General features: G+C 75.7%; 23 protein-coding genes and 3 pseudogenes. 15 read left to right on the top strand and 11 right to left on the bottom strand.

Going from position 1 to position 24,167, the window contains the following annotated elements; genetic code table 11:
- The 3 genes and pseudogenes from ABD994_RS26055 to ABD994_RS26045 form a co-directional block, all read left to right on the top strand.
- Positions 1-325, top strand: a pseudogene (locus tag ABD994_RS26055) (hypothetical protein); the annotation flags it as partial.
- Positions 307-1,107, top strand: coding sequence for a tryptophan 2,3-dioxygenase (locus tag ABD994_RS26050; protein ID WP_345422598.1), 801 nt, complete (start codon positions 307-309; stop codon positions 1,105-1,107). The pseudogene ABD994_RS26055 and the gene ABD994_RS26050, both read left to right, overlap by 19 nt.
- 21 nt (positions 1,108-1,128) lie before the next feature.
- Complete coding sequence (locus ABD994_RS26045) at positions 1,129-2,205, top strand: D-alanine--D-alanine ligase family protein (protein WP_345422595.1); 1,077 nt, start codon at positions 1,129-1,131, stop codon at positions 2,203-2,205.
- 1 nt (position 2,206) lies between these two features.
- On the opposite strand, the gene ABD994_RS26040 is transcribed toward ABD994_RS26045, so the two are convergent.
- Positions 2,207-2,746 carry a DUF3515 domain-containing protein gene (locus ABD994_RS26040; protein WP_345422592.1) on the bottom strand — a complete coding sequence of 180 codons (540 nt, stop codon included), beginning with the start codon at positions 2,744-2,746 and terminating at the stop codon, positions 2,207-2,209.
- Positions 2,747-2,811: 65 nt separating this feature from the next.
- Positions 2,812-3,048 (bottom strand): Lrp/AsnC ligand binding domain-containing protein, encoded by a 237-nt coding sequence (locus tag ABD994_RS26035; RefSeq protein WP_345422589.1) that lies wholly within the window; start codon positions 3,046-3,048, stop codon positions 2,812-2,814.
- A 78-nt stretch (positions 3,049-3,126) separates the two neighbouring features.
- On the opposite strand from ABD994_RS26035, the gene ABD994_RS26030 reads away from it, so the two are divergent.
- Positions 3,127-4,185, top strand: a complete 1,059-nt coding sequence (locus ABD994_RS26030) for a thiamine-phosphate kinase (protein WP_345422586.1) — start codon at positions 3,127-3,129, stop codon at positions 4,183-4,185.
- 35 nt (positions 4,186-4,220) lie between these two features.
- On the opposite strand, the gene ABD994_RS26025 is transcribed toward ABD994_RS26030, so the two are convergent.
- Complete coding sequence (locus ABD994_RS26025) at positions 4,221-5,174, bottom strand: helix-turn-helix transcriptional regulator (protein ID WP_345422583.1); 954 nt, start codon at positions 5,172-5,174, stop codon at positions 4,221-4,223.
- An 89-nt stretch (positions 5,175-5,263) separates the two neighbouring features.
- Between ABD994_RS26025 and ABD994_RS26020 the strand changes: the two genes are divergently transcribed.
- The gene (locus tag ABD994_RS26020; RefSeq protein WP_345422580.1) at positions 5,264-5,680 is read left to right on the top strand and encodes a VOC family protein; all 417 of its coding nucleotides are present in this window, start codon (positions 5,264-5,266) and stop codon (positions 5,678-5,680) included.
- Positions 5,681-5,732: 52 nt separating this feature from the next.
- Here the strand turns inward: ABD994_RS26020 and ABD994_RS31735 are convergent.
- From ABD994_RS31735 to ABD994_RS26000, 5 genes and pseudogenes are all read right to left on the bottom strand, one after another.
- Positions 5,733-6,068, bottom strand: a pseudogene (locus ABD994_RS31735) ((Fe-S)-binding protein); the annotation flags it as partial.
- A 216-nt stretch (positions 6,069-6,284) separates the two neighbouring features.
- Positions 6,285-7,130 (bottom strand): annotated as a pseudogene (locus ABD994_RS31730) (4Fe-4S dicluster domain-containing protein); the annotation flags it as partial.
- Positions 7,127-8,302 (bottom strand): FAD-binding oxidoreductase, encoded by a 1,176-nt coding sequence (locus ABD994_RS26010; protein WP_345422571.1) that lies wholly within the window; start codon positions 8,300-8,302, stop codon positions 7,127-7,129. The gene ABD994_RS26010 and the pseudogene ABD994_RS31730, both read right to left, overlap by 4 nt.
- On the bottom strand, positions 8,299-9,750 hold the full coding sequence (locus ABD994_RS26005) for an FAD-binding oxidoreductase (RefSeq protein ID WP_345422568.1): 1,452 nt from the start codon (positions 9,748-9,750) through the stop codon (positions 8,299-8,301). Before ABD994_RS26005 ends, ABD994_RS26010 begins: the two co-directional genes overlap by 4 nt.
- Before the next feature lie 4 nt (positions 9,751-9,754).
- Positions 9,755-10,516 carry an HAD family hydrolase gene (locus ABD994_RS26000; protein ID WP_345422561.1) on the bottom strand — a complete coding sequence of 254 codons (762 nt, stop codon included), beginning with the start codon at positions 10,514-10,516 and terminating at the stop codon, positions 9,755-9,757.
- A 7-nt stretch (positions 10,517-10,523) separates the two neighbouring features.
- Here ABD994_RS26000 and ABD994_RS25995 point away from each other — a divergent pair, with 7 nt between their 5' ends.
- Both ABD994_RS25995 and ABD994_RS25990 read left to right on the top strand, forming a co-directional pair.
- Positions 10,524-11,081 (top strand): GNAT family N-acetyltransferase, encoded by a 558-nt coding sequence (locus ABD994_RS25995; protein WP_345422556.1) that lies wholly within the window; start codon positions 10,524-10,526, stop codon positions 11,079-11,081.
- Positions 11,082-11,251: 170 nt separating this feature from the next.
- Positions 11,252-11,908, top strand: a complete 657-nt coding sequence (locus ABD994_RS25990; RefSeq protein ID WP_425550130.1) for a uracil-DNA glycosylase — start codon at positions 11,252-11,254, stop codon at positions 11,906-11,908.
- A 22-nt stretch (positions 11,909-11,930) separates the two neighbouring features.
- Here the strand turns inward: ABD994_RS25990 and ABD994_RS25985 are convergent, their stop codons facing one another.
- Positions 11,931-12,359, bottom strand: a complete 429-nt coding sequence (locus ABD994_RS25985; RefSeq protein ID WP_345422547.1) for a hypothetical protein — start codon at positions 12,357-12,359, stop codon at positions 11,931-11,933.
- A 122-nt stretch (positions 12,360-12,481) separates the two neighbouring features.
- Between ABD994_RS25985 and ABD994_RS25980 the strand changes: the two genes are divergently transcribed.
- Both ABD994_RS25980 and ABD994_RS25975 read left to right on the top strand, forming a co-directional pair.
- Positions 12,482-12,733, top strand: a complete 252-nt coding sequence (locus ABD994_RS25980; protein ID WP_345422544.1) for a DUF397 domain-containing protein — start codon at positions 12,482-12,484, stop codon at positions 12,731-12,733.
- Between the two features lie 105 nt (positions 12,734-12,838).
- Positions 12,839-13,783, top strand: a complete 945-nt coding sequence (locus ABD994_RS25975) for a helix-turn-helix domain-containing protein (RefSeq protein WP_345422541.1) — start codon at positions 12,839-12,841, stop codon at positions 13,781-13,783.
- 3 nt (positions 13,784-13,786) lie between these two features.
- On the opposite strand, the gene rpmB is transcribed toward ABD994_RS25975, so the two are convergent.
- Positions 13,787-13,975 (bottom strand): 50S ribosomal protein L28, encoded by a 189-nt coding sequence (rpmB, locus tag ABD994_RS25970; RefSeq protein ID WP_345422537.1) that lies wholly within the window; start codon positions 13,973-13,975, stop codon positions 13,787-13,789.
- A gap of 181 nt (positions 13,976-14,156) precedes the next feature.
- On the opposite strand from rpmB, the gene ABD994_RS25965 reads away from it, so the two are divergent.
- The 3 genes from ABD994_RS25965 to ABD994_RS25955 all read left to right on the top strand — a co-directional run bounded on the left by ABD994_RS25965 (position 14,157) and on the right by ABD994_RS25955 (position 18,851).
- Positions 14,157-16,388 carry an ATP-dependent DNA helicase RecG gene (locus tag ABD994_RS25965; protein ID WP_345422604.1) on the top strand — a complete coding sequence of 744 codons (2,232 nt, stop codon included), beginning with the start codon at positions 14,157-14,159 and terminating at the stop codon, positions 16,386-16,388.
- A 411-nt stretch (positions 16,389-16,799) separates the two neighbouring features.
- Complete coding sequence (locus ABD994_RS25960) at positions 16,800-17,717, top strand: C40 family peptidase (protein ID WP_345422534.1); 918 nt, start codon at positions 16,800-16,802, stop codon at positions 17,715-17,717.
- Positions 17,718-17,981: 264 nt separating this feature from the next.
- Positions 17,982-18,851, top strand: coding sequence for an alpha/beta fold hydrolase (locus tag ABD994_RS25955; RefSeq protein WP_345422531.1), 870 nt, complete (start codon positions 17,982-17,984; stop codon positions 18,849-18,851).
- Positions 18,852-18,861: 10 nt separating this feature from the next.
- Here the strand turns inward: ABD994_RS25955 and ABD994_RS25950 are convergent, their stop codons facing one another.
- The gene (locus ABD994_RS25950) at positions 18,862-19,602 is read right to left on the bottom strand and encodes a hypothetical protein (protein ID WP_345422528.1); all 741 of its coding nucleotides are present in this window, start codon (positions 19,600-19,602) and stop codon (positions 18,862-18,864) included.
- Between the two features lie 147 nt (positions 19,603-19,749).
- Here ABD994_RS25950 and ABD994_RS25945 point away from each other — a divergent pair, with 147 nt between their 5' ends.
- Genes ABD994_RS25945 through ABD994_RS25935 form a run of 3 tightly spaced genes read left to right on the top strand, consistent with a single transcriptional unit; the run spans position 19,750 to position 24,088 of the window.
- Positions 19,750-23,127 carry a pyruvate carboxylase gene (locus ABD994_RS25945; protein WP_345422525.1) on the top strand — a complete coding sequence of 1,126 codons (3,378 nt, stop codon included), beginning with the start codon at positions 19,750-19,752 and terminating at the stop codon, positions 23,125-23,127.
- Positions 23,127-23,663 (top strand): 16S rRNA (guanine(966)-N(2))-methyltransferase RsmD, encoded by a 537-nt coding sequence (gene rsmD, locus ABD994_RS25940; protein WP_345422522.1) that lies wholly within the window; start codon positions 23,127-23,129, stop codon positions 23,661-23,663. The genes ABD994_RS25945 and rsmD overlap by 1 nt, the downstream gene beginning before the upstream one ends.
- A gap of 50 nt (positions 23,664-23,713) precedes the next feature.
- Entirely contained in the window at positions 23,714-24,088 is a 375-nt protein-coding gene (locus ABD994_RS25935) for a hypothetical protein (protein WP_345422518.1), read from the top strand.
- Positions 24,089-24,167: the final 79 nt, after the last annotated feature.

Below are 24,167 nucleotides of genomic sequence, written 5' to 3'. Positions count from 1 at the left end.
GGTCGCCGCCCGCCGCGCCCGCGTCGTCGACGCCGTCACCGACGCCGGGCACACCCTGCGCGGCGACCGCGCCGGCGCGCACCTCGTCGTCCCGCTGCCCGACCGGGCCGCCGAGGAGGCCGTCGTCGCGGCGGCCGCGGGCCGCGGGCTGCTCCTGCCCGGGCTCGCCGAGTACCACCTGGAGCCCGACGCGCCGACCGCGGCGCGCGGCGTGCTCGTCGGGTGGGCCGGTCCGGCGGCCGCCGAGCTCGACGCGGCGCTCGCCGCGCTGGCGGAGGTCCTGGCCGCGTGGCGAGGATCGTCCCCATGGCCGAGCCCGCCCTGACCTACGGGAGCTACCTCCACCTCGACGAGCTCCTCACCGCGCAGCACCCCGTGTCGCGGCCGGAGGCGCACGACGAGCTGCTGTTCATCGTCCAGCACCAGACCTCCGAGCTGTGGCTCAAGCTCGCGCTGCACGAGCTGACCGGGGCCTGCGACGACCTCGCCCGCGACGACGTCCCGCTCGCGCTCAAGCGGCTGGCGCGTCTCAAGCACGTCCAGCACCAGCTCATCGAGCAGTGGTCGGTGCTCGCGACGCTGACGCCCACCGAGTACCAGCGCTTCCGCGGCTTCCTGGGCTCGTCGTCGGGGTTCCAGAGCTACCAGTACCGCGCGCTGGAGTTCCTCCTCGGCGCGAAGGACCCCGGGATGCTCGACGTGTTCGCCGGTGACGAGGCCGCGCGGACGGTACTGACCGCGGCGCTCGACCGGCCCAGCCTCTACGACGAGTTCCTGCGCCTGCTCGCCCGCCGCGGCCACCCCGTCCCCGCCGACGTCCTCGAGCGCGACGTCCGGACCCCGCACCGCGAGGACCCCCGGCTCGTCGAGGTCTTCCGCGGGATTTACGACGCGCCCGAGCAGGTCTGGGACGTCTACGAGACGTGCGAGGAGCTCGTCGACATCGAGGACAACCTGCAGCTCTGGCGCTTCCGCCACCTCAAGACCGTCGAGCGCACCATCGGGTTCCGCACCGGCACGGGCGGCACCACGGGCGCATCGTTCCTGCGCCGCGTGCTGGACCTGTCGTTCTTCCCCGAGCTGTACGCGGTCCGGACGGCCCTGTAGGGGCCGGTAGGCTCCGCCGGCATGCGCCCCCGCGTGGTGGTCCTGTTCGGTGGCCGCAGCAGCGAGCACCGCATCTCGTGCCTGTCGGCGGGCAGTGTGCTCGCCCACCTCGACCGGTCGCGCTACGACGTGGTGCCGGTCGCCATCACGCCCGCCGGCGAGTGGGTGCTCGGCCCCACGGACCCGGAGCGCCTGCGGCTGCACGGCCGCGAGCTGCCCGAGGTCACCGACGGCCGCCCCGTCGCCCTGCCGGCCGACCCCACCCGACGCGAGCTGATCGCCCTCGACGACGGGTCGTCGCTGGGCCGCGTCGACGTCGTCGTGCCGGTGCTGCACGGCCCCGGCGGCGAGGACGGCACGGTGCAGGGGCTGCTCGAGATGGCCGGGGTCCCCTACGTCGGCGCCGGGGTGTGCGCCAGCGCGGCGTCGATGGACAAGGACGTCACCAAGCGGCTGCTGCGCGACGCCGGGCTGACCGTCGGCGACGTCGTCGTGCTGCGGCGCGACCGCGCCACGCTCACCGCCGACGAGCGGGCTCGCCTCGGGCTGCCGGTGTTCGTCAAGCCGGCGCGGGCCGGGTCGTCGGTGGGGATCAGCCGGGTCGCCGACTGGGCCGACCTCGACGCGGCGATCGCCACGGCCCGCAAGGAGGACCCGAAGGTCCTCGTCGAGGCCGCGGTCGTCGGCCGCGAGATCGAGTGCGGCGTGCTCGAGCACCCCGACGGGCGCGTCGAGGCGAGCGTGCCGGCCGAGGTGCGGGTCGTCGGCGGCGACGCCGGCTGGTACGACTTCGACACGAAGTACCTCGACGACGCCTGCGAGCTCGACGTGCCCGCGGCGCTCGACGACGACGTCGCGCGGGCCGTGCGGGAGGCCGCGGTCGCGGTGTTCCACGCGATGGACGCCGAGGGGCTCGCCCGGGTCGACTTCTTCCTGACCCCCGACGGGCGTCTCGTGGTCAACGAGCTCAACACCATGCCGGGCTTCACGGCGACGTCGCTCTACCCGCGGATGTGGGCCACCGCCGGCGTCGACTACCCGGCACTGCTCGAGACGCTGGTCGAGACGGCGCTGCAGCGCGGAGTGGGGCCGCGCTGAGCTACCCGGTCGCCCGGCTGACCAGCGCGATCTTCACGCTGCGGGAGATCCCGACCACGGGGTCGGTGCCCAGCCCGTCGGGCACGGTCAGCCCCACGTAGACGGCGCGGTCGGTGGTGACCCACGTCGTCGCCGCGGGGGTGGCGTCCTCGACCGCGACCCAGTCGACGCCGTCGACGGCGAGCAGGGGCGCGCCCGGGGCGAGCTCGGCCGGCCGCGGCAGCCCGCAGCGCATGACGACCGGCGCGGCCCCGCCCTCGCCGCCCCACGCGACCGTGCCGGGCGGCGCCGGCTCGGCCAGCACGCGGCGCGCGACGAGCCCGCGCTCGGTCGTCATCTCGCCCGGCAGGCCGGAGAGCAGGCGGGAGCAGTCGGCACTGGCCGCGGCGGGCGTCGGCACGGCGGGCACGCGCAGGCGCACGGTGTCGGCGTCGGGCAGGGGGTCACGGACCACGATCAGCGAGGCCAGGACGACACCGGCGACGACGAGGACGGGCACCGCCAGCGCGAGCCCGACGAGCAGGCGCGGCAGCCGCCGCACGAGCTCCGGCCCGCGGGTGGGAGACGGAGCGGAGCGGAGCTCCCGTCGTGGAGGCAGCACCGTCCTCAGCCGGAGGACACGACGGGGCAGGTCAGGGTGCGGGTGATCCCCGGCACCTTCTGCACGGCGTGGACGACGTCTCGCCCGAGAGAGTCCACGTCAGCGGCCTCGGCGCAGACGATGACGTCGTAGGGTCCCGTGACGTCCTGGGCCCGGGTGACCCCGTCGATGCCGGCCACGTCCGACGCGACCGCGGCGGCGCGACCCACCTCGGTCTGGATCAGGATGTAGGCCTGGACCACGGGCGTGCCTCCTGGGACGGGGAGCGTGCCGGCGGGAGCGTCGGCAGTGGCAGGGAAGGTACCGCAGGGAGTGCAGGGGTGAGCCGGACGGCGAACGGGCGCGGGGGAGACGGACGACCCGGGGGGTCTCCCCGGCGGAGCTCGCGCGCGTCCGGAGGGCCGACGACCGACCGGGGCGCGCCCGCGGCGGGGGAGACGGCCGCCGAGCTCGGCGAGTTCGGGGTCATCGACCGGCTGACCGCGGGCCGCTTCCAGCCGGAGCCGACGCTGCTGGGCCCGGGCGACGACGCCGCGGTGGTCGCCGCCCCTGACGGGCGGGTGGTCGCGACCGTGGACACGCTGGTCGAGGGGGTGCACTTCCGCCTGGACTGGTCCGCGCCCGAGCAGGTGGGCGCGAAGGCGGTGGCCGCGAACCTCGCCGACGTGGCCGCGATGGGCGCGGTGCCCACGGCGCTGCTGCTCTCGCTCGCGTGCCCGGGCACGACGAGCTCCGACGTCCTCGACGGGCTCGCGGCGGGCATCTGGGACGGCGCGGCGGACGCGGGCATCGGCGTCGTCGGCGGCGACACGGTGTCCGCCGACACCATCGTGGTCTCGATCACGGCGCTCGGGGATCTCGAGGGGCGCGAGCCCGTTCGGCGGTCCGGCGCCCGCCCCGGGGACGTCGTCGCGGTCAACGGCAACCTCGGCTGGTCGGCGGCCGGCATGGCGGTGCTGCGGCGCGGGTTCCGGTCGCCGGTGGCCATGGTCGCGGCGCACCGCACCCCGCGGCCGCCGTGGCGCGCCGGGCCCGTCGCCGCCCGGGCGGGGGCGACGGCGATGGTGGACACCTCCGACGGCCTGCTCGCCGACCTCGGCCACGTCGCGGCCGCCTCGCGCGTGCACATCGACCTGTCGTCGCGGCTCGTGCCCGTGGCCGACAAGCTGCGCGACGTCGCCTCGGCCCTCGGCGGGGACCCGCTGAACTGGGCGCTCACCGGCGGCGAGGACCACGCCCTGGTCGCGACGTTCCCCGACGAGGACGTCGTCCCCGACGGCTGGGTGGTCTGCGGCCAGGTCCGCTCGGGCACCGGCGTCACCGTCGACGCCGACCGCTGGGGCGGCGCCGGCGACCCGGGCTACCTGCACTGGCGCTGATACGTGCGTGATCTTCTGAGTGATAGCTCGGAAGATCACGCACGAGGGGAGACGGCGCGGGTGTACCGGTGGGCGAGGGTCGCGCACGCGTCGCGGAGCTCGGCCGGGGCGACCGCGGAGAGGTCGGCGCCGAGGGCGCCGAAGCGCGCCGCCAGGGCGACCCACGACCACGCTCCCGCGACCATCCGGCACCGGCCGGCGTCGACCTCCTCGAGCAGCTCGTCCCGGACGTAGGGGGCCAGCTCGGCGGCGGGGAGGGCGACGACCGCCTCGCCCTCGCACGGCCAGCCGGAGCCGGTGCCGTCCCCGCCGCGGAAGCGGCTCGCGACGAACGCCGCCACGTCGCCGCCGGGCAGCGCGCGGGGGACGAACCGCGGGCCGGTCGGCGTGCGCGGATCCATGCGGTCCACGCGGAAGGTGCGCCAGTCGGTCCGGTCGAGGTCCCACGCGACGAGGTACCAGCGTCCGCCGCGCGTGACGAGGTGGTGGGGCTCGGCCCGCCGCGGCGGCGCGTCCGCGTCCCCGTAACCGAACCGCAGCACCTCCCGCGCGCGGACGACGTCGCCCACCGCCGTCAGGACGGCGGGATCGACCCGGACCGGGCCGCCCACGGCCGTGACCTCCAGGCCGTCGACGCGGTGGCGCAGGCGCGCGGGCATCACCTGGCGCACGGTGCCCAGCGCGCGGGAGGCCGCCTCCTCCACGCCGACGCCGCTCGTGGCCGCGATCCGCAACCCGACCGCCAGTGCCACGGCCTGCTCGTCGTCGAACAGCAGGGGCGGCAGGTCGGTGCCCGCGTCGAGGCGGTAGCCGCCGTCCGGACCCTTGGTGGCGCGGATCGGGTAGCCGAGGTCGCGCAGGCGGTCGACGTCGCGGCGCACGGTGCGCGGGCTGACCTCGAGCCGCTCGGCGAGCAGCCCGCCCGGCCAGTCGCGCCGCGCCTGCAGCAGCGACAGCAGGGCGAGCAGGCGGGCCGAGGTCTCGTGCACGTCCCCGATCCTCCTCGAGAAGAGGCCAGGAGCTGGCCTCTACCCGGCCGACCATGGTCCCTGTCAGCAGTCGAGAGGCAGGAGCCACGATGACCGTGCAGACCGTCGTCCACCTGAACTTCCGCAGCGAGGCCCGACAGGCCCTCGAGTTCTACGCCGGGGTGGCCGGGAGCGAGCCGACGATCGTCACCTACGAGGCGCTGGGCGCGGTGGGGGACCCGGCCGAGGCGCAGCAGGTGATGTGGGGCGAGGTGGCCGCGCCGGGCGGGTTCCACGTCATGGCGTTCGACGTGCCGGCCGCGCGGGCGTTCGACCGCGGCACGGAGTCGTTCTTCGTGTCGGTGCGCGGGCAGGGCGCCGAGGAGGTGACGGCGCTCTGGGAGGGCCTCGCGCAGGGCGCCGAGGTGCGGGTGCCGCTCGGGCCGGCGGCGTGGTCCCCGCTCTACGGCATGCTCACCGACCGCTTCGGCGTCACCTGGGTGATGGACCAGGCCGTCCAGTACTGACGGCTACGTGCGTGATCTTCCGAGCGATAGCTCAGAAGATCACGCACGTGGGTCAGCCCATCTCCGGCGGGCGGACGCCGCGGATGGAGGCGTCGACGAGCTGGATCGGGTGCAGCATCGGCAGCTCGCCGTCGAGGTACTTCCGGATCTGCAGCAGGCAGCCCGGGTTGGCGGTGACGAGGACGTCCGCGCCGGTGCCGCGGATGTTGTCCGCCTTGCGCTTGCCCAGCGCCCCCGCGGCCTCGGGCTGGAGCATGTTGTAGATCCCCGCCGAGCCGCAGCAGATCTCGGCCTCGGGCAGCTCGACGAGCTCGACGCCCGGGATCGCCCGCAGCACCCGACGGGGCTCGGACCGGATCTTCTGCGCGTGCCCGAGGTGGCACGCGTCGTGGTAGACGACCGTCGCCTCGATGGGGTGCCGCCGCGCCCGCGGGTCGGCCAGCGTCTCGTCGACGATCTCGGAGATGTCGCGGGTCTTCGCCGCGAAGGCCCGCGCCCGCTCCGCCCACTCCGGGTCGTCGGCGAGCAGCTCGCCGTACTCCTTCATCGACGAGCCGCAGCCGGCGACGTTCGTGGCGATCGTGTCGACCCCGGCGCGCTCGAACGTCGCGATGAGCTTCTTCGCCCGGGCGATCGCCTCCTCCTCACGGCCCGCGTGCAGGCCCAGCGCGCCGCAGCACGTCTGCTCGCGCGGGGCGACGACGTCCCAGCCCTCGGCGGCGAGCACGCGCACCGTCGCCTCGTTGACCGGGTGGAAGAAGACGTCCTGGACGCACCCGGTGAGCAGGCCGACCCGCCCGCGCCGCGGCCCGACCGCGGGCGTGCGCGCGGGGATGCGCGCGAAGGCGTCGCGGACGCGCACCGGCGGCAGCAGCGACTCCATCGCCACCAGCCGCTCGAGGCGCTGCGGCAGACGGGCCAGCAGCTTGTCCATGCTCTTCGGGCGCAGCTTCTGGTACAGCGCCCCGCCCAGCGACGCCGCACGCAGCCGCCGCTTGTAGGGGAACAGCGTGAAGATCGCCTCGCGGAACAGCTTGTCGGCCCGCGAGCGCGGCACGTTGCGCTCGATCTGCGGCCGGGTCGCCTCGAGCAGGCGGTCGTACTGCACGCCCGAGGGGCACGCCGTCACGCACGCCATGCAGCCCAGGCAGCGGTCCATGTGCGTGGTGAACGCGCCCTCGAGCGGGATCTCGCCGTTCTCCGCCATCTGCATGAGGTAGATGCGCCCGCGCGGGGAGTCCATCTCCTCGCCCCACAGGGCGTACGTGGGGCAGGTGGGCAGGCAGAACCCGCAGTGCACGCAGTCGTCGAGCAGCTCCTGCGCCGGCGGGTGGTGGTCGTCGAACGACCCGAACTGACCGCCGAGCACGTCCGCGCGTTCCGGGGCGGCCTTCTCGCCGCGCTCGGAGGAGAAGTCGGGCGAGGGCCCGGTGGTGGGGTGGGTGGTCATGCGCGCACTCCTTCGGGCAGCGGCACCCAGGGGGCGAGCCGCCCGCGGCCGAAGCGGTGGTCGGGGTCCAGGGCCGTGACGACGCTGCGCAGCAGGGCCGCCGACGCCGGCGCGGGGCCGAAGGCGGGCAGCTCCGCACCGGGCGGGCGCTGGCGCAGGGTGGACGTGCCGCCGGCCTCGGCGACGCGGCGGTGCGCGGCGGCGACGACGTCGGCGTCGGCGGGCAGGGCCACGGTGGCGACGCCGGTGCGCGGCGCGGCGGTGACGTGGTCGAGCCCGCCGGTGTCGCGGTCGAGCCCGTCGAGCACCTCGGTGAGGCGGCCCGGGACCACCCCGAAGCGCAGCACCGCGCGTCCGTCGGGGCGGGCCCGGACGGCGGCGGCGTGCTCGTCCCACGCCTCGGTCGCCTCGTCCGGGGACAGCAGCGCGGCCTGCCCGCCGAGGGTCTCGACGAGCCGGCGGGCGCGCGCCTCGGAGCCGTCGTCGGAGCCCTCGATCAGGCTGATCAGGCGGCCCCCCTGACCGGAGCCGTGCCACTGCACCGCCCCGGCCTCGACCGGCGAGTCCGCGACGCGCCGCGCGAGGTCGGCCATGTCGGCCCGCCCGCAGGGCACCGCGACGGTCGCCGTGGCCTGCGGCGTCGGGTGCAGGCGCAGCACGACGTGGGCGAGCACCCCGAGCGTGCCGTGGGCGCCGTGCAGCAGCTTGGTGAGGTCGTAGCCCGCGACGTTCTTGATGACGTGCCCGCCGGAGCGGGCGACGGTGCCGTCGGCCAGCACGATCGTCGCCCCGATGACGAGGTCGCGCAGCGAGCCGTACTGCAGGGCGCGCGGCCCGGAGTCGGCGGTGGCGAACAGCCCGCCGAGCGTGGCGCCCTCGGCGGCCCGGGCGGGGTCGACGGCGACGCGCTGGTGGTGCTCGCCGAGCTCGGACTGCAGCTGGGCGAACGGCGTCCCGGCGCGGACCTCGACGGTCATGTCGCCGGGGTTGTGGGTGACGATGCCGGTCAGGCCGCCGGTGGACAGCACGGTGTCGGCGGGCGCGGGCGTGCCGGCCCAGTCGGCGGCCGTGCCGGCGCCGGCGATGCGGATGGTGCCCGGACGGTCGAGGACGGCGTCGCGGAGCTCGTCGAGCGAGCCCGGCGTGACGGTGGTGGCGTTCACGGCGGTCACAGGCGCTCGATCACTCCGGCTTCCTCGAGGGGGTGCGGTCGGTACGGCCCGGGCTTCTCCCCGCACAACCGCGGCGTCGGGAAGAGCTTGCCGGGGTTGCAGCGCGAGTCCGGGTCGAACCCCAGCCGCACGCGGTGCATGACGTCGAGATCGTCGGGCGAGAACATCCGCGGCATCGAGCAGGCCTTGTCGGTGCCGATGCCGTGCTCGCCCGAGAGCGACCCGCCGAGCTCCACGCACAGCTCGGCGATCTCGGTCGAGAGCTTCTCCGCGACGTCGTGCTCGCCGGCGGCCTCCGAGTAGAGCACCAGCGGGTGCAGGTTGCCGTCGCCGGCGTGGAAGACGTTGGCGACGCGCAGCCCGGCGTCGCGGCCCATCTCGGCGATGCGCGTGAGCACCTCCGCCAGCCGCGTCCGCGGGACGACGCCGTCCTGGACGATGTAGTCGGGGCTGATGCGCCCGACCGCGGCGAACGCGGCCTTGCGCCCCTTCCACACCTTCTGGCGCTCCTCGGCCTCGGTGGGGACGTGCAGGCGGGTGGCGCCGTGGCGCTCGCAGATGGCGGTGAGCTGCTCGAACTCCGCGTCGACCTCGTCGGCGGGCCCGTCCAGCTCCATGATCAGCGCGGCCGGGGCGTCGACGGTCAGCCCGGCGCCGGTGGCGGCCTCGGAGGCCTCCATCGCCAGCGAGTCCATCATCTCGACCGCGGCGGGGATGATCGCGGCGTCGACGATGTCGCCGACGGTGTCGCCCGCGGCCTCGATCGACGGGAAGTCGGCGAGCACCGTGCGCACCGTCTCCGGGGTCTGCAGCAGCCGCACGGTCACCTTGGTGCAGATGCCGAGCGTGCCCTCCGAGCCGATGAACAGCCCGCGCAGGTCCGGCCCGGCCTGCTCGCCCGTCGGGCCGCCGAGCGTGACCAGCGACCCGTCGGCGAGCACGACCTCCATCTCCAGTACGTGGTTGGTGGTGAAGCCGTACTTCAGGCAGTGGGCGCCGCCGGAGTTCTCCGCGACGTTGCCGCCGATGGTGCAGACCTGCTGGCTCGACGGGTCGGGCGCGTAGTACAGGCCGTGCGGCCGGGCCGCGGTGGAGATGTCGAGGTTGAACACGCCGGGCTCGAGCACGGCGCGGCGGTTCTCGACGTCGATCTCCAGGATCCGGCGCAGCCGCTGCAGCGAGATGACGACGCCGTCGGCGACGGGCATCGCCCCGCCGGACAGCCCGGTGCCCGCCCCGCGCGCGACGAAGGGCATGCCGTACTTCGCGCACAGCCGCACCGCGCCGGCGACCTCCTCGGCGTCGCGGGGGAGCACCACCAGCGCCGGGACCTGCCGGAACCCGGTCAGCCCGTCGCACTCGTAGCTGCGCAGGCCGACCTCGTCGGTGATCACCCCGTTCTCCGACAGGAGATCCGTGAACTCCCGGACCATGGCGGCGTCGAGCATCCTGCTACCTCCCCGCTTCCGCTGCGTGACGATCCTCGCCCGTGGAGCGCACGACCGCCACCAGACGGCCCGGGTCGGCGAGGTCGTCGAAGACGTGCTCGGCGCCGGCGTCGCGCAGCTCGCCGACGCCGCAGCGGCCCGTCGCGACCCCCACGGCGACCGCCCCGGCCCGGTGCGCGGCCTCGACGTCGCGCGGGGTGTCGCCGACGACGACGAGCGGCGGCGCGGCCCCGAAGTGCGCCGACAGCGCGTCGCGGGCCTGCTCGACGACGCGGACGCGCGCACCCGGTCCCTCGCCGTAGCCCCCGAGCCCGAGGTCGATCGGGCCGTCGGCGAGGCCGACCGCGGTGAGCTTCGCGTGCGCGCCGACACGGACGTTGCCGGTGGTCAGCGTCTGCACGACCCCGGGCTCCGCGGCGAGCGCGGCGACCGTCTCGCGGACGCCGGGCAGGGTGCGGGCGACGGCGTGGAGGTCCCCGGCGCGGCGGCGCCACTCCGCGCTGACCGCCGCGATCATCGCGTGGCCGAACGCGTCGCCGCGCGCGGCGATCTCCGCGGCGGCCTCGGCGTCGAGCGCGTCGCGCAGGGCCTCGCCGATCAACCAGTCGGTGTGCCCGCCCATGCTGATGGCCTCGAACCGCGGCGGATGGCCGGTGACCTGCGTGAACGCCTCGCCGAGCACCTCGGTGCCGATCGGCCCGCCGAGCAGCAGCGTGCCGTCGACGTCCCAGCAGACGGCGACGGTCGGGACGGCGCGGGGGATCATGGTGACCATGATGGAGGACGCCGGCGCCGCGCTCGGCGTGCGAGCCGATCGACCGGGCGGGCCCGCGTTCCGGGTCGCGGCGTACGACGACCCGGACAGCGTGCGGTTCGTCGACGCCGTGCAGGCGTTCTACGTCGAGCGCTACGGCGGGGTTGACCGCACGCCGGTCGATCCCGCCGACTTCGCGCCCCCGCGCGGGCTCTTCCTGCTCGGCGGCCTTCCCGGCACCGGGCCGGTGTGCTGCGGCGGCTGGCGGCGTCACGAGGAGGCGACGATCGACGTCCGGGACCGCGACGTCCTGCGGCCCGGCGACGCCGAGATCAAGCGGATGTGGGTCGATCCCGCCCACCGCCGCCGGGGTCTCGCGGGCGCGGTGCTGGCCGAGCTCGAGCGCACCGCGGCCGCCGCCGGCTGCGCGCGCATGGTGCTCGAGACCGGCACCGAGCAGCCCGAGGCGCTCGCGTTCTACCGCGCGGCCGGCTACGCGCCCATCCCGCGCTACGGCACCTACCGCGACGAGCCCTCCAGCCTCTGCTTCGCGCGGGAGCTCCCCCCGCGTCCGTGATCAGCACGCGGAGGGGCACCTCGAGAGCCGTTTCCGCGGTGCTTTCCGGACTGGTGATCACCGGGTGGGGGTGCGAGCCGCGGGCCGGTCGGGCGCTAGCGTCCGGAGCGTCCGCCTTACCCCTCCGTGGCAGTGGAGGCAGCGCCGTGGCCCGACCCCTGCACGAGTCGATGGAGGCCGGCTGGGCCGAGGCGCTCGAGCCGGTCGCGGACACCGTCGCGGCGATGGGCGACTTCCTGCGCACCGAGGTCGCCGAGGGCCGCACGTACCTCCCGGCGGGCGCGAACGTGCTGCGGGCGTTCCAGCAGCCGTTCGACGAGGTCCGCGTGCTGGTCATGGGCCAGGACCCGTACCCGACGCCCGGCCACGCGGTCGGGCTGTCGTTCTCGGTGGCGCCGGACGTGCGCCCGCTGCCGAAGAGCCTGATCAACATCTTCCGCGAGTACACGAGCGACCTCGGGCACCCGCCGCCCAGCACCGGCGACCTCTCGCCGTGGGCCGCGAACGGCGTCCTGCTGCTCAACAGGGTGCTCACGGTCGGACCGGGCGCGCCGGGCTCGCACCGCAACAAGGGCTGGGAGAAGGTCACCGAGGCGGCGGTGGCCGCCCTCGTGTCGCGGCCGGACCAGCCGCTCGTGGCGGTGCTCTGGGGCCGGGACGCGCAGACGGTCAAGCCGTTGCTCGGCGACGAGGTGCCGACGGTGGAGTCGGCGCACCCGAGCCCGATGTCGGCCGACCGCGGCTTCTTCGGCTCGCGACCGTTCAGCCGCGTCGACGAGTACCTGGGCGAGCTCGGCGACGAGCCCGTCGACTGGCGCCTGCCCTAGCGACAGAAGTCAGCGAGTGGGGTCAGCGCCGGCCCCAGCGCGACCGGCGGCGGCGCTGCGGGGCGAACATGCTCCAGCTCGCCGGCGGGGTGTTCTCCGGACGGTGCCGGCCGGCGCGGCGACGCGCGAAGACGAGGCGCCACAGCTCGCCGAAGCGGCGGCGCGGGCGCGGCGCGACGACCGGCAGCGCCGACGGGGCCACGACCGGCAGGGCGGGAGACCCGGTCCACGGGCCCCAGGCGTCGGTGGATGTCGCGAGCGGGCCGGTGGCGTCGACGGTGGCCGTCGCGACGGTCGCGGCGGGCGCGGCCGGGACCGCGGCGGCGGGGACGGGTGGTGCCGGGGAGGCCGCCGCGGCGGCGCGGGCCTCGTCCTCCGTGAGGCGCTCGGACGTCACGCGGAGCGGCGCGGACCCACGGCCCGGCGGCCCGGGGCGTCCCGGCTGGCTCACGTGGACCTCCGTTCGCCGCTCCACCCGACATGCGCGACGGCCTCGATCCTGACCGACGTAGTGTGCAGATGCAAGAACATCTGCACTGCGTGAGAGCCGTTGCACGACCGGGGGGAGGTCGCATGCCGGAGTCGGCGCACGTCCGGGAGATCCTCGGAGAGGGTCCCGGCGAGGTGCGGTGGCGCAAGAGCCGCCGCAGCAACCCGAAGGGCAACTGCGTGGAGGTCGCCCCGTTGCCCGACGGCGGGGTCGCCGTCCGCAACTCGCGGCACCGCGACGGCCCCGTGCTCGTCTACACCCGCGCGGAGATGACGGCCTTCCTCCTCGGCGCGAAGGACGGCGACTTCGACGACCTCCTGGCGGAGGGAGCGTAGGAACCGCCCCGCCGCACCGGCGAGCCCCGTCCGGCACGACTGTTAGGGTCGGCAACCGGACGCGCTGCCGCGCGCCGTCGAGACGAGGTCGGTGGAGGTTCCGGCGTGGTCCCTTCCGGGCAACGCGCGGGGACGGACGGCGCAGCGAGCCCGTCCGGGCCCGTCCGGGACATCCGTGACGCGCCCGGCGGCGGTCCGACGGTCCTGCGGATCATGCTCGGCCAGCAGCTCCGCGGCCTGCGCGAGCGCGCCGGCATCAGCCGCGACGCGGCCGGCGACCGCATCCGCGGCTCCCACGCCAAGATCAGCCGGCTGGAGAACGGACGCACCGGGTTCAAGGAGCGCGACGTCTCGGACCTGCTCTCGCTCTACGGGGTGGACGACGCCGGGGAGCGCGAGGTGCTGCTCGCGCTGACGCGTCGCGCCAACACGCCGGGCTGGTGGCACCGCTACGGCGACCTGCTGCCGTCGTGGTTCGAGACCTACGTCGGGCTCGAGCAGGCGGCCACGCAGATCCGCACCTACGAGCCGCAGTTCGTGCCCGGCCTGCTGCAGACCGAGGCGATGGCCCGCCACGTGACGACGCTCGGGCACGCGACGATGTCCGCCGAGGACGTCGAGCGGCGGGTGGAGTTCCGCCTGCGGCGCCAGCGCGTGCTCGACGGCGACCCGGACGGCGAGCCGCTGACGCTGTGGGCCGTCGTCGACGAGGCGGCGCTGCGCCGGCTCACCGGGGGCCCCGAGGTCATGCGCGCGCAGGTCGAGCACCTCATCGAGCTCTCCGAGCGGCGCAACGTCGTGATCCAGATGGTGCCGTTCCACCTCGGCGGTCACGCCGGCGCGGGCGGCCCGTTCAGCATCCTGCGCTTCCCGCGGGAGTCGCAGGTGCCCGACGTGGTCTACCTCGAGCAGCTCACCAGCGCGCTGTACCTCGACAAGCGCGCCGACGTCGACGACTACCAGGCGACGATGGAGCTGCTCTGCGTGCAGGCGCTCTCGCCGGCGGCGACGCGGACGGCCCTGGAGGCCGTCCGCGACGAGCTGGGCTGACGCCTAGCGCGCGACCTTGCCGGCCTTGAGGCAGGACGTGCACACGTTCATCCGCCGGCGGTTGCCGTTGGCCAGGCGGGTGTGCACGACCTGCACGTTCGGGTTCCAGCGACGATTCGTGCGCACGTGCGAGTGCGACACCGACTTCCCGAACCCCGGGCCCTTCGCGCACACGTCACAGACGGCACTCACGGCTGAACTCCTCGACACGCTGACGATTTCCGCACACACGCGCACCCGCACCGGACGGACCGGGGGTGCGCTCCGGCGTCCAGGGTAGCCGAGGCCCGGCGAGGGGACCGGTGGCGGGGTGGGCGCGGGCCGATCCCGGCCGCTGTCGGGGCGGGGTGACATGCTCGTGGGCGTGGTCGGCATGGAGACGTCGCTGCTCACGGCCCTGGGCGACAAGACCGCGCGGCCGCTCGCCCGCCAGCTCGAGCTGCACACCGTGGGAGACCTCCTGCGGCACTACCCGCGCCGGTACATCGAGCACTCGCTGGTGACCCACAGCTCGGAGCGCGAGGACCAGCGCTTCCGCCCGGGCGAGCACGTGACGCTGCTCGGCACGGTCGAGCGGGTCACCGGGCGCCGCATGCGCCACCGCAAGGGCCACGTCACCGAGGCGTCGGTGACGGCCGGGACGCAGCACTTCACCTGCACGTTCTTCAACCAGCCCTACCGCGAGCGCGACCTGGCGGCGGGCACCCGGGCCCTCTTCTCCGGCGACGTCAGCCGCTACCGCGGCGGCTGGCAGCTCACCGCGCCCGAGTTCATCGTGCTCGGCGAGGGCCGCAGCGCCGACCTGCCGGGGCTGATCCCCGTCTACCCGGCCACCAGGAAGCTGCGGTCCTGGGTGATCATGATGGCGGTCCGCCAGGTGCTCGACCTGCTCGACACCCCCGAGGACCCCTTGCCGGACACCCTGCGCGCCGAGCACGGGCTCGCCGACCTGGGCGACGCGCTGCGCCGGGTGCACCTGGCCGACACCTGGGCCGAGCAGGCCGCCGCGCGGCGACGCCTGGTGTGGGACGAAGCGTTCGGGCTGCAGCTCGCCATGGTCGGGCGCCGGGCCGGGGCGACGTCGCGGCCCGCGCCGGCCTGCCCCCGCCGCGACGACGGCATCGCCGCCGCCTTCGACGCCCGCCTGCCGTTCGCGCTCACCGGCGCCCAGCGGGCGGTGGGGGAGTCGCTGGCCGACGTGCTCGCCACCGAGGTGCCGCTCAACCGCCTGCTGCAGGGCGACGTGGGCTCGGGCAAGACCGTGGTCGCGCTGCGGACGATGCTCCAGGTGGTCGACGCCGGACGGCAGGCGGTGCTGCTCGCGCCCACCGAGGTCCTCGCCGCCCAGCACGCCCGCTCGCTGCGGGCGATGCTCGGGCCGCTGGGCCGCGCGGGGGAGCTGGACGCCGACCCGGACGGGCACGCCACGCGCGTCACGCTGCTCACCGGCTCGCTGGGCGCGAAGGCGCGGCGCGAGGCGCTGCTCGACGCCCAGTCGGGCGCGGCCGGCATCGTCGTCGGCACCCACGCGGTGATCCAGCAGGGCGTCGGGTTCGCCGACCTCGGGCTCGTCGTCGTCGACGAGCAGCACCGGTTCGGCGTGCACCAGCGCGACGAGCTGCGCTCCCGGCCGGGCGCGACGACGCCGCACGTCCTCGTCATGACGGCGACGCCCATCCCGCGCACGGTCGCGCTGACGCTCTACGGCGACCTCGACACCTCCGAGCTCGACGAGCTGCCCGCCGGCCGGCAGCCGATCGCGACGACGGCGGTGCCCGCCGCGGTCCGGCCGCGCTGGCTCGACCGCGCGTGGGAGCGCGTGCACGAGGAGGTGGCGGCCGGCCACCAGGTGTACGTCGTGTGCCCGCGCATCGGCGAGGAGGGCGGCGAGGAGGGGGACGAGCCCGGCCCGCGGACCGCGGCCGACCTGCTCGACCCCGAGGATCCCGGCGCGGGCGAGGACGGCGAGGAGCGCCCGGAGACGGAGAGCCGGCCGCCGCTGGCGGTCACCGAGGTCGCGCCGATGCTCGCGGAGGGCCCCCTGGCCGGGCTGCGCCTCGAGGTGCTCCACGGCCGCATGCCGGCCGACGAGAAGGACGCGGTCATGCGCGCCTTCGGCGAGGGGCACGTCGACGTCCTCGTGGCCACCACCGTGATCGAGGTGGGCGTCGACGTCCCGAACGCCACCATGATGATCATCCTCGACGCCGACCGGTTCGGCGTCTCCCAGCTGCACCAGCTGCGGGGCCGCGTCGGCCGCGGAGCGGCGGCGTCGTCGTGCCTGTTCGTCACCGACGCGGCCGAGGGCTCGCCGGCGCTGGAGCGCCTCGAGCGGCTGGCGGCGACGCCCGACGGCTTCGACGTCGCCCGGCTCGACCTCGAGGTGCGCGACGAGGGCGACGTGCTGGGCGCCCAGCAGTCCGGACGGCGTTCGGGGCTGCACATGCTCTCGGTGCTCAAGCACGGCGACCTCCTCGCCGAGGCGCGCGAGGAGGCCCGGGCGGTGGTCGCCGCCGACCCCACGCTGGCCCGTCACCCAGGTCTCGCCGGTCTCGTGCGCTCGGTGGTCGGCGACGAGCAGGCCGACTTCCTCGAACGGCTGTAGCAGCCCGGACCGTCCGCCCGACCGGCCGCTGACCAGCAACGGGCGGTGAAGGAGCCCGCTCGTCGTCACCGGATCGGGGCATCGTCGCGGCGAGCGGTTGCGGGGTCACGCGGTGTGCCGATGAGCGCGGTGCGACGACCGGCGAGCGCGCTGACCCGGCGTGGCGTGGCGCTGCGGGGTCACGGATCGGTTACGTTCTGGTGGTCGCCAGGCATCACAGCCCGGCGGCGCGCTCGGCCGCTCCGTCCGGTTCCCCGTCCGGCGGCCTCCCCGGAGCGCACCACCTCCCAGGACGGGGCGGGTGTCCGACGTCGCGCCGCAGCTCCCCAGCGGCCCGCCGTCCTCGACAGCGAGGCCGACCCCACGGCCGCGCCGTCGATGCGCGCTGCCCGGCGGACGAGGAGAACGCGCATGACGGCTGTGCTCCCCGAGATCGCCGAGGCCCCGACCTCGCGTCCGGCGGGACGTCACCGCGCCCCCGAGGACGCGACGACGGGTTCCCTGGGCGTCCTGCCCGAGCAGTACCTCTCCCGCAGTGCTCACGGCGCCCACGGGCGCCACGGCGGTGGCCACCCGGAGTCGACGCACTCCCACCCGCTCTCGCGGGCCGCGCGCACCGCGGGGCTGTCGCTGGCGGCCCTGGGCGCCGTCGCGACGGCGGGCGGCCTGGCCACCCACGGCCTGTTCGGCGACGAGGCGGCACCCGCCACCGGCGAGCACGCCATCTCCCCGCAGCTGGCCGCGGCCAACCTCGCGGTGGCCCCGGCGGCGCACGACACCGACGCCGCCACGTCCTCCGTGCTGCCCGTCGTGAGCTCGGGCGCCGGCGCCGCGCAGTCGATCAAGCACGACTCGCCGGACCAGCGTGCGGCCGTGGCCCGCCAGACCGAGCAGCAGCAGAGCCAGCAGCGCCAGTCGGCGCGCAGCACCGGGTCGTCCTCCTCCTCGGACAGCCAGGCCTCGTCGGTCGGCTCCTCGGTGGCGCAGCGGGCCATCGCGGCCGCCCGCGGGCAGCTCGGCGTGCCCTACGTGTGGGGCGGCACGACCCCCGACGGGTTCGACTGCTCCGGCCTGACGCAGTGGGCGTTCGAGCACGCCGGCATCGACCTGCCGCGCACCTCCCGCGCCCAGGCGCAGGAGGGCCAGGAGGTCTCGCAGGCCAACATGCAGCCCGGCGACCTCATCTTCTTCAACAGCCCGGTCAGCCACGTCGGCATCTACATCGGCAACGGCAAGATGATCGAGGCCCCGCGCTCCGGCGAGGACGTCAAGATCTCGGACACCGCGCGGCGCATGGACGACGTCAACACGATCCGCCGCCTGGCCTGAGCCAGAACCCCGGACGTAGGAGGGCCCGGGCCGGTCGCCCCGAACGACCTGGCCCGGGCCATGTGGTGTGCGGAGGCTCCCCAGCTCCCACTCACCGAGTCCGTGATCGAGGAATAGCCCCGTTGCGTACGACACAAACGCCGACGACAGGGTGATCGGTCCGTTTCTCACGGTGACCGGCATGCTCGATCCGTGGTCAGCGAGGTGTCGACGGCACGCTGCGGCCGTTCGGGTCCACCGGGGGGCCCGCTCGGCGCAGCAGTCGTGGCGCTCGTGCTCCTGCTCGTCGCCGGGTGCGGTGCGCCGGACGGCCCGGACCCCTGCGCCCCGGCGGTGCCGGGCGGTGCCGTCACGACCGTGACCACGGCGGCGACACGCCTGCACGTCACCGTCGCGGGCCCGCCCGGCGCGCCGCCCGTCGTGCTCCTGCACGGGTTCCCCGAGACCGCGGCCACCTGGCGGGCCGTCGCCACCGACCTCGCCGCCGACCACCGGGTCGTCCTGCCGGACCTGCGCGGCGCGGGGTGCTCCGGCCTCGCCCCGCCGGGCACCGACGCCTACGCGACGGCCGACCTCGCCGACGACCTGGCCGACGTCGCGGCCACCCTGCACCTGCCGCCCGCGACCGTCGTCGGTCACGACCTCGGGGCCATGACCGCCGTCGCCTGGGCCCGCCGGCACCCCGCGCAGGTCGCGCGGCTGGTGCTCTCCGGGGGCGGCGTCCCCGGCTACGGGCTGGCCGAGCTCGGGCCGCCGCACCTGCGGACGTTCGGCGACGCCCCGCCCGGCGCCGTCGAGGCCGCCGAGCGCGACCGGCTCCGGGCGTTCCTCGCCGCCTTCACCCGCACCCCGGCCTTCCCGCTCGACGAGGCCGTCGCCGCCTACGGCCCGCCCGGCCGCCTGGACGCGGCGATGGGCCGCTACCGGGCCCTCGACCGCGACGCCGCGGCCAACCGCGCCGATCCCCGGCCGCTCGCGGTGCCGGTGCTCGTCGTCGCCGGCGGGGCACCCGACCTCACCGTCCCGACCGTGACCCCGCTGGCCCCGGCGCGCCGGGTCGTCGTGGTGCCGGGCGCGGGGCACTACGTGCAGGTGGAGCAGCCGGCGGCCTTCGCGGCCGCCGTCCGCGGGTGATCGACAGGGGTCAGGCGCGGAGGCGGTCGCGCAGGTCGCGGGCACCGCGGGCGGCGGCGCGGCGGACGGCCTCCGCGGCCTGGGTGTACTCCGAGCCGGGCGGCGCGACACGCGGCGGCGCCGGGTCCACCGCGCGGGTCTCGTGCGGCGCGGCGTGCCCGGCCGGACCCGCATCGCCCCGGTAGCCCTCGCGGCGGGCCTGGGCGAGGCCCTCGGCGACGCGCTGGGCGTCCTGCCAGGCGGCGTCGGCGCGGTCGACGGCGTTGGCGAACTCGACGCGCCGCGGCCCGGCCGGCTCGGTCTCGGTGGCGAGGAACTCGGCGTCGCCCAGCGCCTGCACGAAGCGCGCGGTGGCGGGGACGGTGACGTCGGCGAGCGCCGGGCGGGCGGCCACGGCCCCGCGGTCGGCCTCGAACGCGGCGTACTCGGCCTGCAGGGCGGCGAACCGGCGGCGGGCCTGGTGCCAGCGGGCGGACTCGTGCTCGGCGAGCCGGCCCACCCGGCCCTGCGGGTGGCCGTGCACCACGGTGCGGACGCGCGTGATGCCGCGGCGCAGCGCCAGCACCGTCGCGACGACGGCGGCGATCGCGGCGGCGACGAGGTCGGCGACCGCGGCGAGCAGCGCCACCCCGAAGCCCTCGATGTCGCCCGCGCCGACCCACACGGCGAGGAAGACGACCGGGGAGAGCAGCGCGAGCAGCACGGCGACGCCGAACAACCAGGGGGCGGCGGAACGCCTCGGTCGGTCCACGGTGTCCCTCCCCGTCGAGAAGTCCTGCTTCCTTGATACCGCACGACCATGGCGCACGTCGCTCTCGCGACGCTGCCGACACCGAGGTCGCCCGCGGTAGGTTGCGCCGGCCGCACCAGCGGCGGGGGCGGCAGGAGGGTACGGCCGATGTTCCGCAAGGTGCTCGTCGCCAACCGCGGCGAGATCGCGATCCGGGCCTTCCGGGCCGCCTACGAGCTGGGGGCGGCGACCGTCGCCGTCTTCCCGCACGAGGACCGCAACTCCGAGCACCGCCTCAAGGCCGACGAGGCCTACCAGATCGGCGAGGTCGGCCACCCCGTGCGCGCCTACCTCTCGGTCGAGGAGATCATCTCCGCGGCGCGGCGCTCCGGGGCCGACGCCGTCTACCCCGGGTACGGGTTCCTCTCGGAGAACCCCGGGCTGGCCACGGCGTGCCAGCAGGCCGGCATCACCTTCATCGGGCCGCCCCCGCGGGTGCTCGCCATGGCCGGCAACAAGCACCGCGCCGTCGCCGCCGCCCGCGACGCCGGGGTTCCGGTGCTGGACTCCAGCGACCCTTCGGACGATCTCGAGACGCTCCTGGCGGCGTCGGAGCGGATGTCCTTCCCGATCTTCGTCAAGGCCGTGGCGGGCGGCGGCGGGCGCGGCATGCGGCTGGTCCGCGAGCCGGCCGCCCTGCGCGACGCGCTGCAGGCCGCGATGAACGAGGCCGCGGGCGCCTTCGGCGACGCGACGGTGATCCTCGAGCAGGCCGTGGTCGACCCGCGGCACATCGAGGTGCAGATCCTCGCCGACGGAGCGGGCCACGTCATGCACCTCTTCGAGCGCGACTGCTCGGTCCAGCGACGCCACCAGAAGGTCGTCGAGATCGCGCCCGCACCCCACCTCCCGCCCGAGCTGCGCGAGCGGATCTGCGCCGACGCGGTCCGGTTCGCCGAGGCGATCGGCTACGTGAACGCCGGCACCGTCGAGTTCCTCCTCGACGGCGACGGCCGGCACCACTTCATCGAGATGAACCCGCGCATCCAGGTGGAGCACACGGTCACCGAGGAGGTCGCCGACGTCGACCTCGTGGCCGCCCAGATGCGCATCGCGTCGGGGGAGACGCTGGCCGACCTCGAGCTCTCCCAGGACTCGGTGGCGCTGCACGGGTTCGCGGTGCAGTGCCGCATCACCACCGAGGACCCGGCCAACGAGTTCCGCCCCGACATCGGGATGATCTCGGCGTACCGCTCGGCCTCCGGGTCGGGCGTGCGGCTCGACGGCGGCACCGCCTACGCCGGTGCGGAGATCAGCGCGCACTTCGACTCGCTGCTGGTCAAGGTCACCTGCCGCGGGCGCGACTTCACCACCGCGGTGCGGCGCGCCCGCCGCGCGCTGGCCGAGTTCCGGGTCCGCGGCGTCGCCACCAACATCCCGTTCCTGATGGCCCTGCTCGACGAGCCGGACTTCCGCGAGGGCCGGGTGACGACGAGCTTCATCGCCGAGCACCCCGAGCTGCTCGCGGCGCGCGCCCCGGCCGACCGCGGCACCCGCCTGATGACCTACCTCGCCGACGTCACCGTCAACAAGCCCCACGGCGAGCCCCCGCGCCTGGTCGACCCGCGCGTCAAGCTGCCCGCGGCCGACCTCGGGTCGCCGCCGCCGGACGGGTCGCGCCAGCGCCTGGCGCAGCTGGGCCCCGAGGGCTTCGCGGCGTGGCTGCGGGCGGAGTCGACGGTGCCCGTCACGGACACGACGTTCCGCGACGCCCACCAGTCGCTGCTGGCCACGCGCGTGCGCACCCGCGACCTGCTCGACGTCGCGCCGCACGTGGCCCGCACGGCGCCGGAGCTGCTCTCGCTGGAGTGCTGGGGCGGCGCGACCTACGACGTCGCGCTGCGCTTCCTCGCCGAGGACCCGTGGGAGCGCCTCGCCCGCCTGCGGGAGGCCGTCCCCAACCTGTGCCTGCAGATGCTGCTGCGCGGGCGCAACACCGTCGGCTACACGCCGTACCCGACCGAGGTGACCGACGCGTTCGTCGCCGAGGCCGCCCGCGTCGGCATCGACATCTTCCGGATCTTCGACGCGCTCAACGACGTCGGGCAGATGCGCCCGGCGATCGACGCGGTGCGCGCCTCCGGCGGCGCGGTCGCCGAGGTCGCGCTCTGCTACACGAGCGACCTCATGGACCCGGGCGAGCGGCTCTACACGCTCGACTACTACCTGCGCCTCGCCGAGCAGATCGTCGAGGCCGGCGCGCACGTCCTGGCCATCAAGGACATGGCGGGCCTGCTGCGCCCACCGGCTGCGCGGCGGCTCGTCACCGCGCTGCGGGAGCGCTTCGACCTGCCCGTGCACCTGCACACCCACGACACCGCGGGCGGCCAGCTCGCCACCCTGCTCGCGGCGATCGACGCCGGGGTGGACGCCGTCGACGCGGCCGTGGCGTCGATGGCGGGGACGACGTCGCAGCCGTCGCTGTCCGCGCTCGTCGCGGCGACCGACCACAGCGAGCGCGAGACCGGGCTCTCGCTGGACGCGGTCAACGCGCTCGAGCCCTACTGGGAGCTCGTGCGCAAGGTGTACGCGCCGTTCGAGGCGGGGCTGGCCTCGCCGACCGGCCGCGTCTACACCCACGAGATCCCGGGCGGGCAGCTGTCGAACCTGCGCCAGCAGGCCGTGGCGCTGGGGCTGGGTGACCGGTTCGAGCAGGTCGAGGACGCCTACGCCGCGGCCGACCGGATGCTCGGGCACCTGGTGAAGGTGACGCCGTCGTCGAAGGTGGTCGGGGACCTGGCGCTGCACTTCGTCGGCGCCGGGGTGGACCCGGCGGCGTTCGAGGCCGAACCCTCGCGCTACGACATCCCCGACTCGGTGATCGGTTTCCTGCGCGGCGAGCTGGGCGACCCGCCCGGCGGCTGGCCCGAGCCGCTGCGGTCGCGGGCGCTGGAGGGGCGCACCGAGAGGCCGGGCGTCGCGGAGCTCTCCGACGACGACCGCAAGGGCCTCGAGTCCGACCGGGCGTCGACGCTCAACGACCTGCTCTTCCCCGGTCCGACCACGGACTTCCGCGAGCACCGCCAGGCCTACGGCGACACGTCGGTGCTGCGCAGCCAGGAGTTCTTCTACGGGCTGGAGCCCGAGCGGGAGTACGCCGTCGACATCGACACCGGTGTCCAGCTGCTCATCGAGCTCCAGGCGATCTCGGAGCCCGACGAGCGCGGCATGCGCACGGTCCTGATGTCGCTCAACGGCCAGCTGCGGCCGCTGTCGGTGCGCGACCGCGCCGTCGACACCGACGTCAAGGCCGCCGAGAAGGCCGACCGCGGCAACCCCGGCCACGTGCCGGCGCCGTTCGCCGGCGTGGTGACGCTGCAGGTCGGCGAGGGCGACCACGTCGAGGCGGGCGCGACCGTCGCGACGATCGAGGCCATGAAGATGGAGGCCTCGATCACCGCGCCGAGCGCCGGCACGGTGGAGCGGCTGGCGATCGGGGCGGTGCAGCAGGTCGAGGGCGGCGACCTGGTCGTCGTGCTGGGCTGATGACCCGCATCATCGGCGGCGTGGCCGGTGGGCGGCAGATCGCCGTGCCCCCGACGGGCACCCGCCCGACGGCGGACCGCGTGCGCGAGGCCGTGTTCTCCGCGCTCGAGGCGCGCGGCGCGATCGAGGACGCCGAGGTGCTCGACCTCTTCGCCGGTTCCGGCGCGCTCGGGCTCGAGGCGCTGTCGCGGGGAGCGTCGACGGCGGTGCTCGTGGAACGCGACCCGCGGGCCTGCGCGGTGATCCAGAACAACGCGCGCGTCGCGGGGGTGGCGGGCGCGCTGGTGCGCCGCTCGGCGGTGCTCGCCTACCTGCGCCGGACGCCGGGCCCGGTCGACCTCGTCTTCGTCGACCCGCCCTACGCCGACCCCGTCGACGACGTCCTCGCCCTCCTCCCGCGCTGGGTTCGCCCCCAGGGGGTCGTGGTGGTGGAGCGCGACACCCGGTCCCCGGCCCCGACCTGGCCCGAGGGCCTCGAACCCGACGGCCCCCGCACCTACGGCGAGACCACGATCCACCTCGCCACGGCGGCCTGACCCGGTGCGAGCAACGCGGCATTGCTGGCATCCGGAGCCAGGATCGCCACATGCTCGCTGACGCGACACGCCGGTTCGTCGGTCTCGTGATGCTCGTGCTCGCGTGTGCGGCGTGCACGGTCGGGGTGGAGCCGGAGCGCCCGGCCGCCGGGCCGCCGAGCGGCGAGCAGGTCGCGCGGGCGCTGCGGTTCGCCGCCCTGGCCCCGCTGCCCGCGGGGGCGGCTCCGGTGCGCCTGGAGACCCAGGGCGGGATCGACACGCAGGTGGTGCTCACGGTCCGGCTCGACCCCGCACCGTGGCTCGCGGCGTCGGGCCTGCGAGGCGACGGCGGACAGCAGCGGGTGCGCAATCCGGATGGCGCCCTCGTGTACCGGTCCGCGGTCGCGGGGCCGGGCGAGGTCACGGTCACCGCCTTCACGACCTGACCGCGCCGCGGACGGCGGATCCCCTCCGCGCCGGGGGACGGAGCGGCCCGCGGTGGCGGGCCGCACCCGATGGGCCGCC

Source organism: Actinomycetospora chlora (assembly GCF_039542135.1).
GTDB classification, from domain to species: domain Bacteria; phylum Actinomycetota; class Actinomycetes; order Mycobacteriales; family Pseudonocardiaceae; genus Actinomycetospora; species Actinomycetospora chlora.
This window is presented reverse-complemented; position numbering and strand designations above follow the sequence as displayed.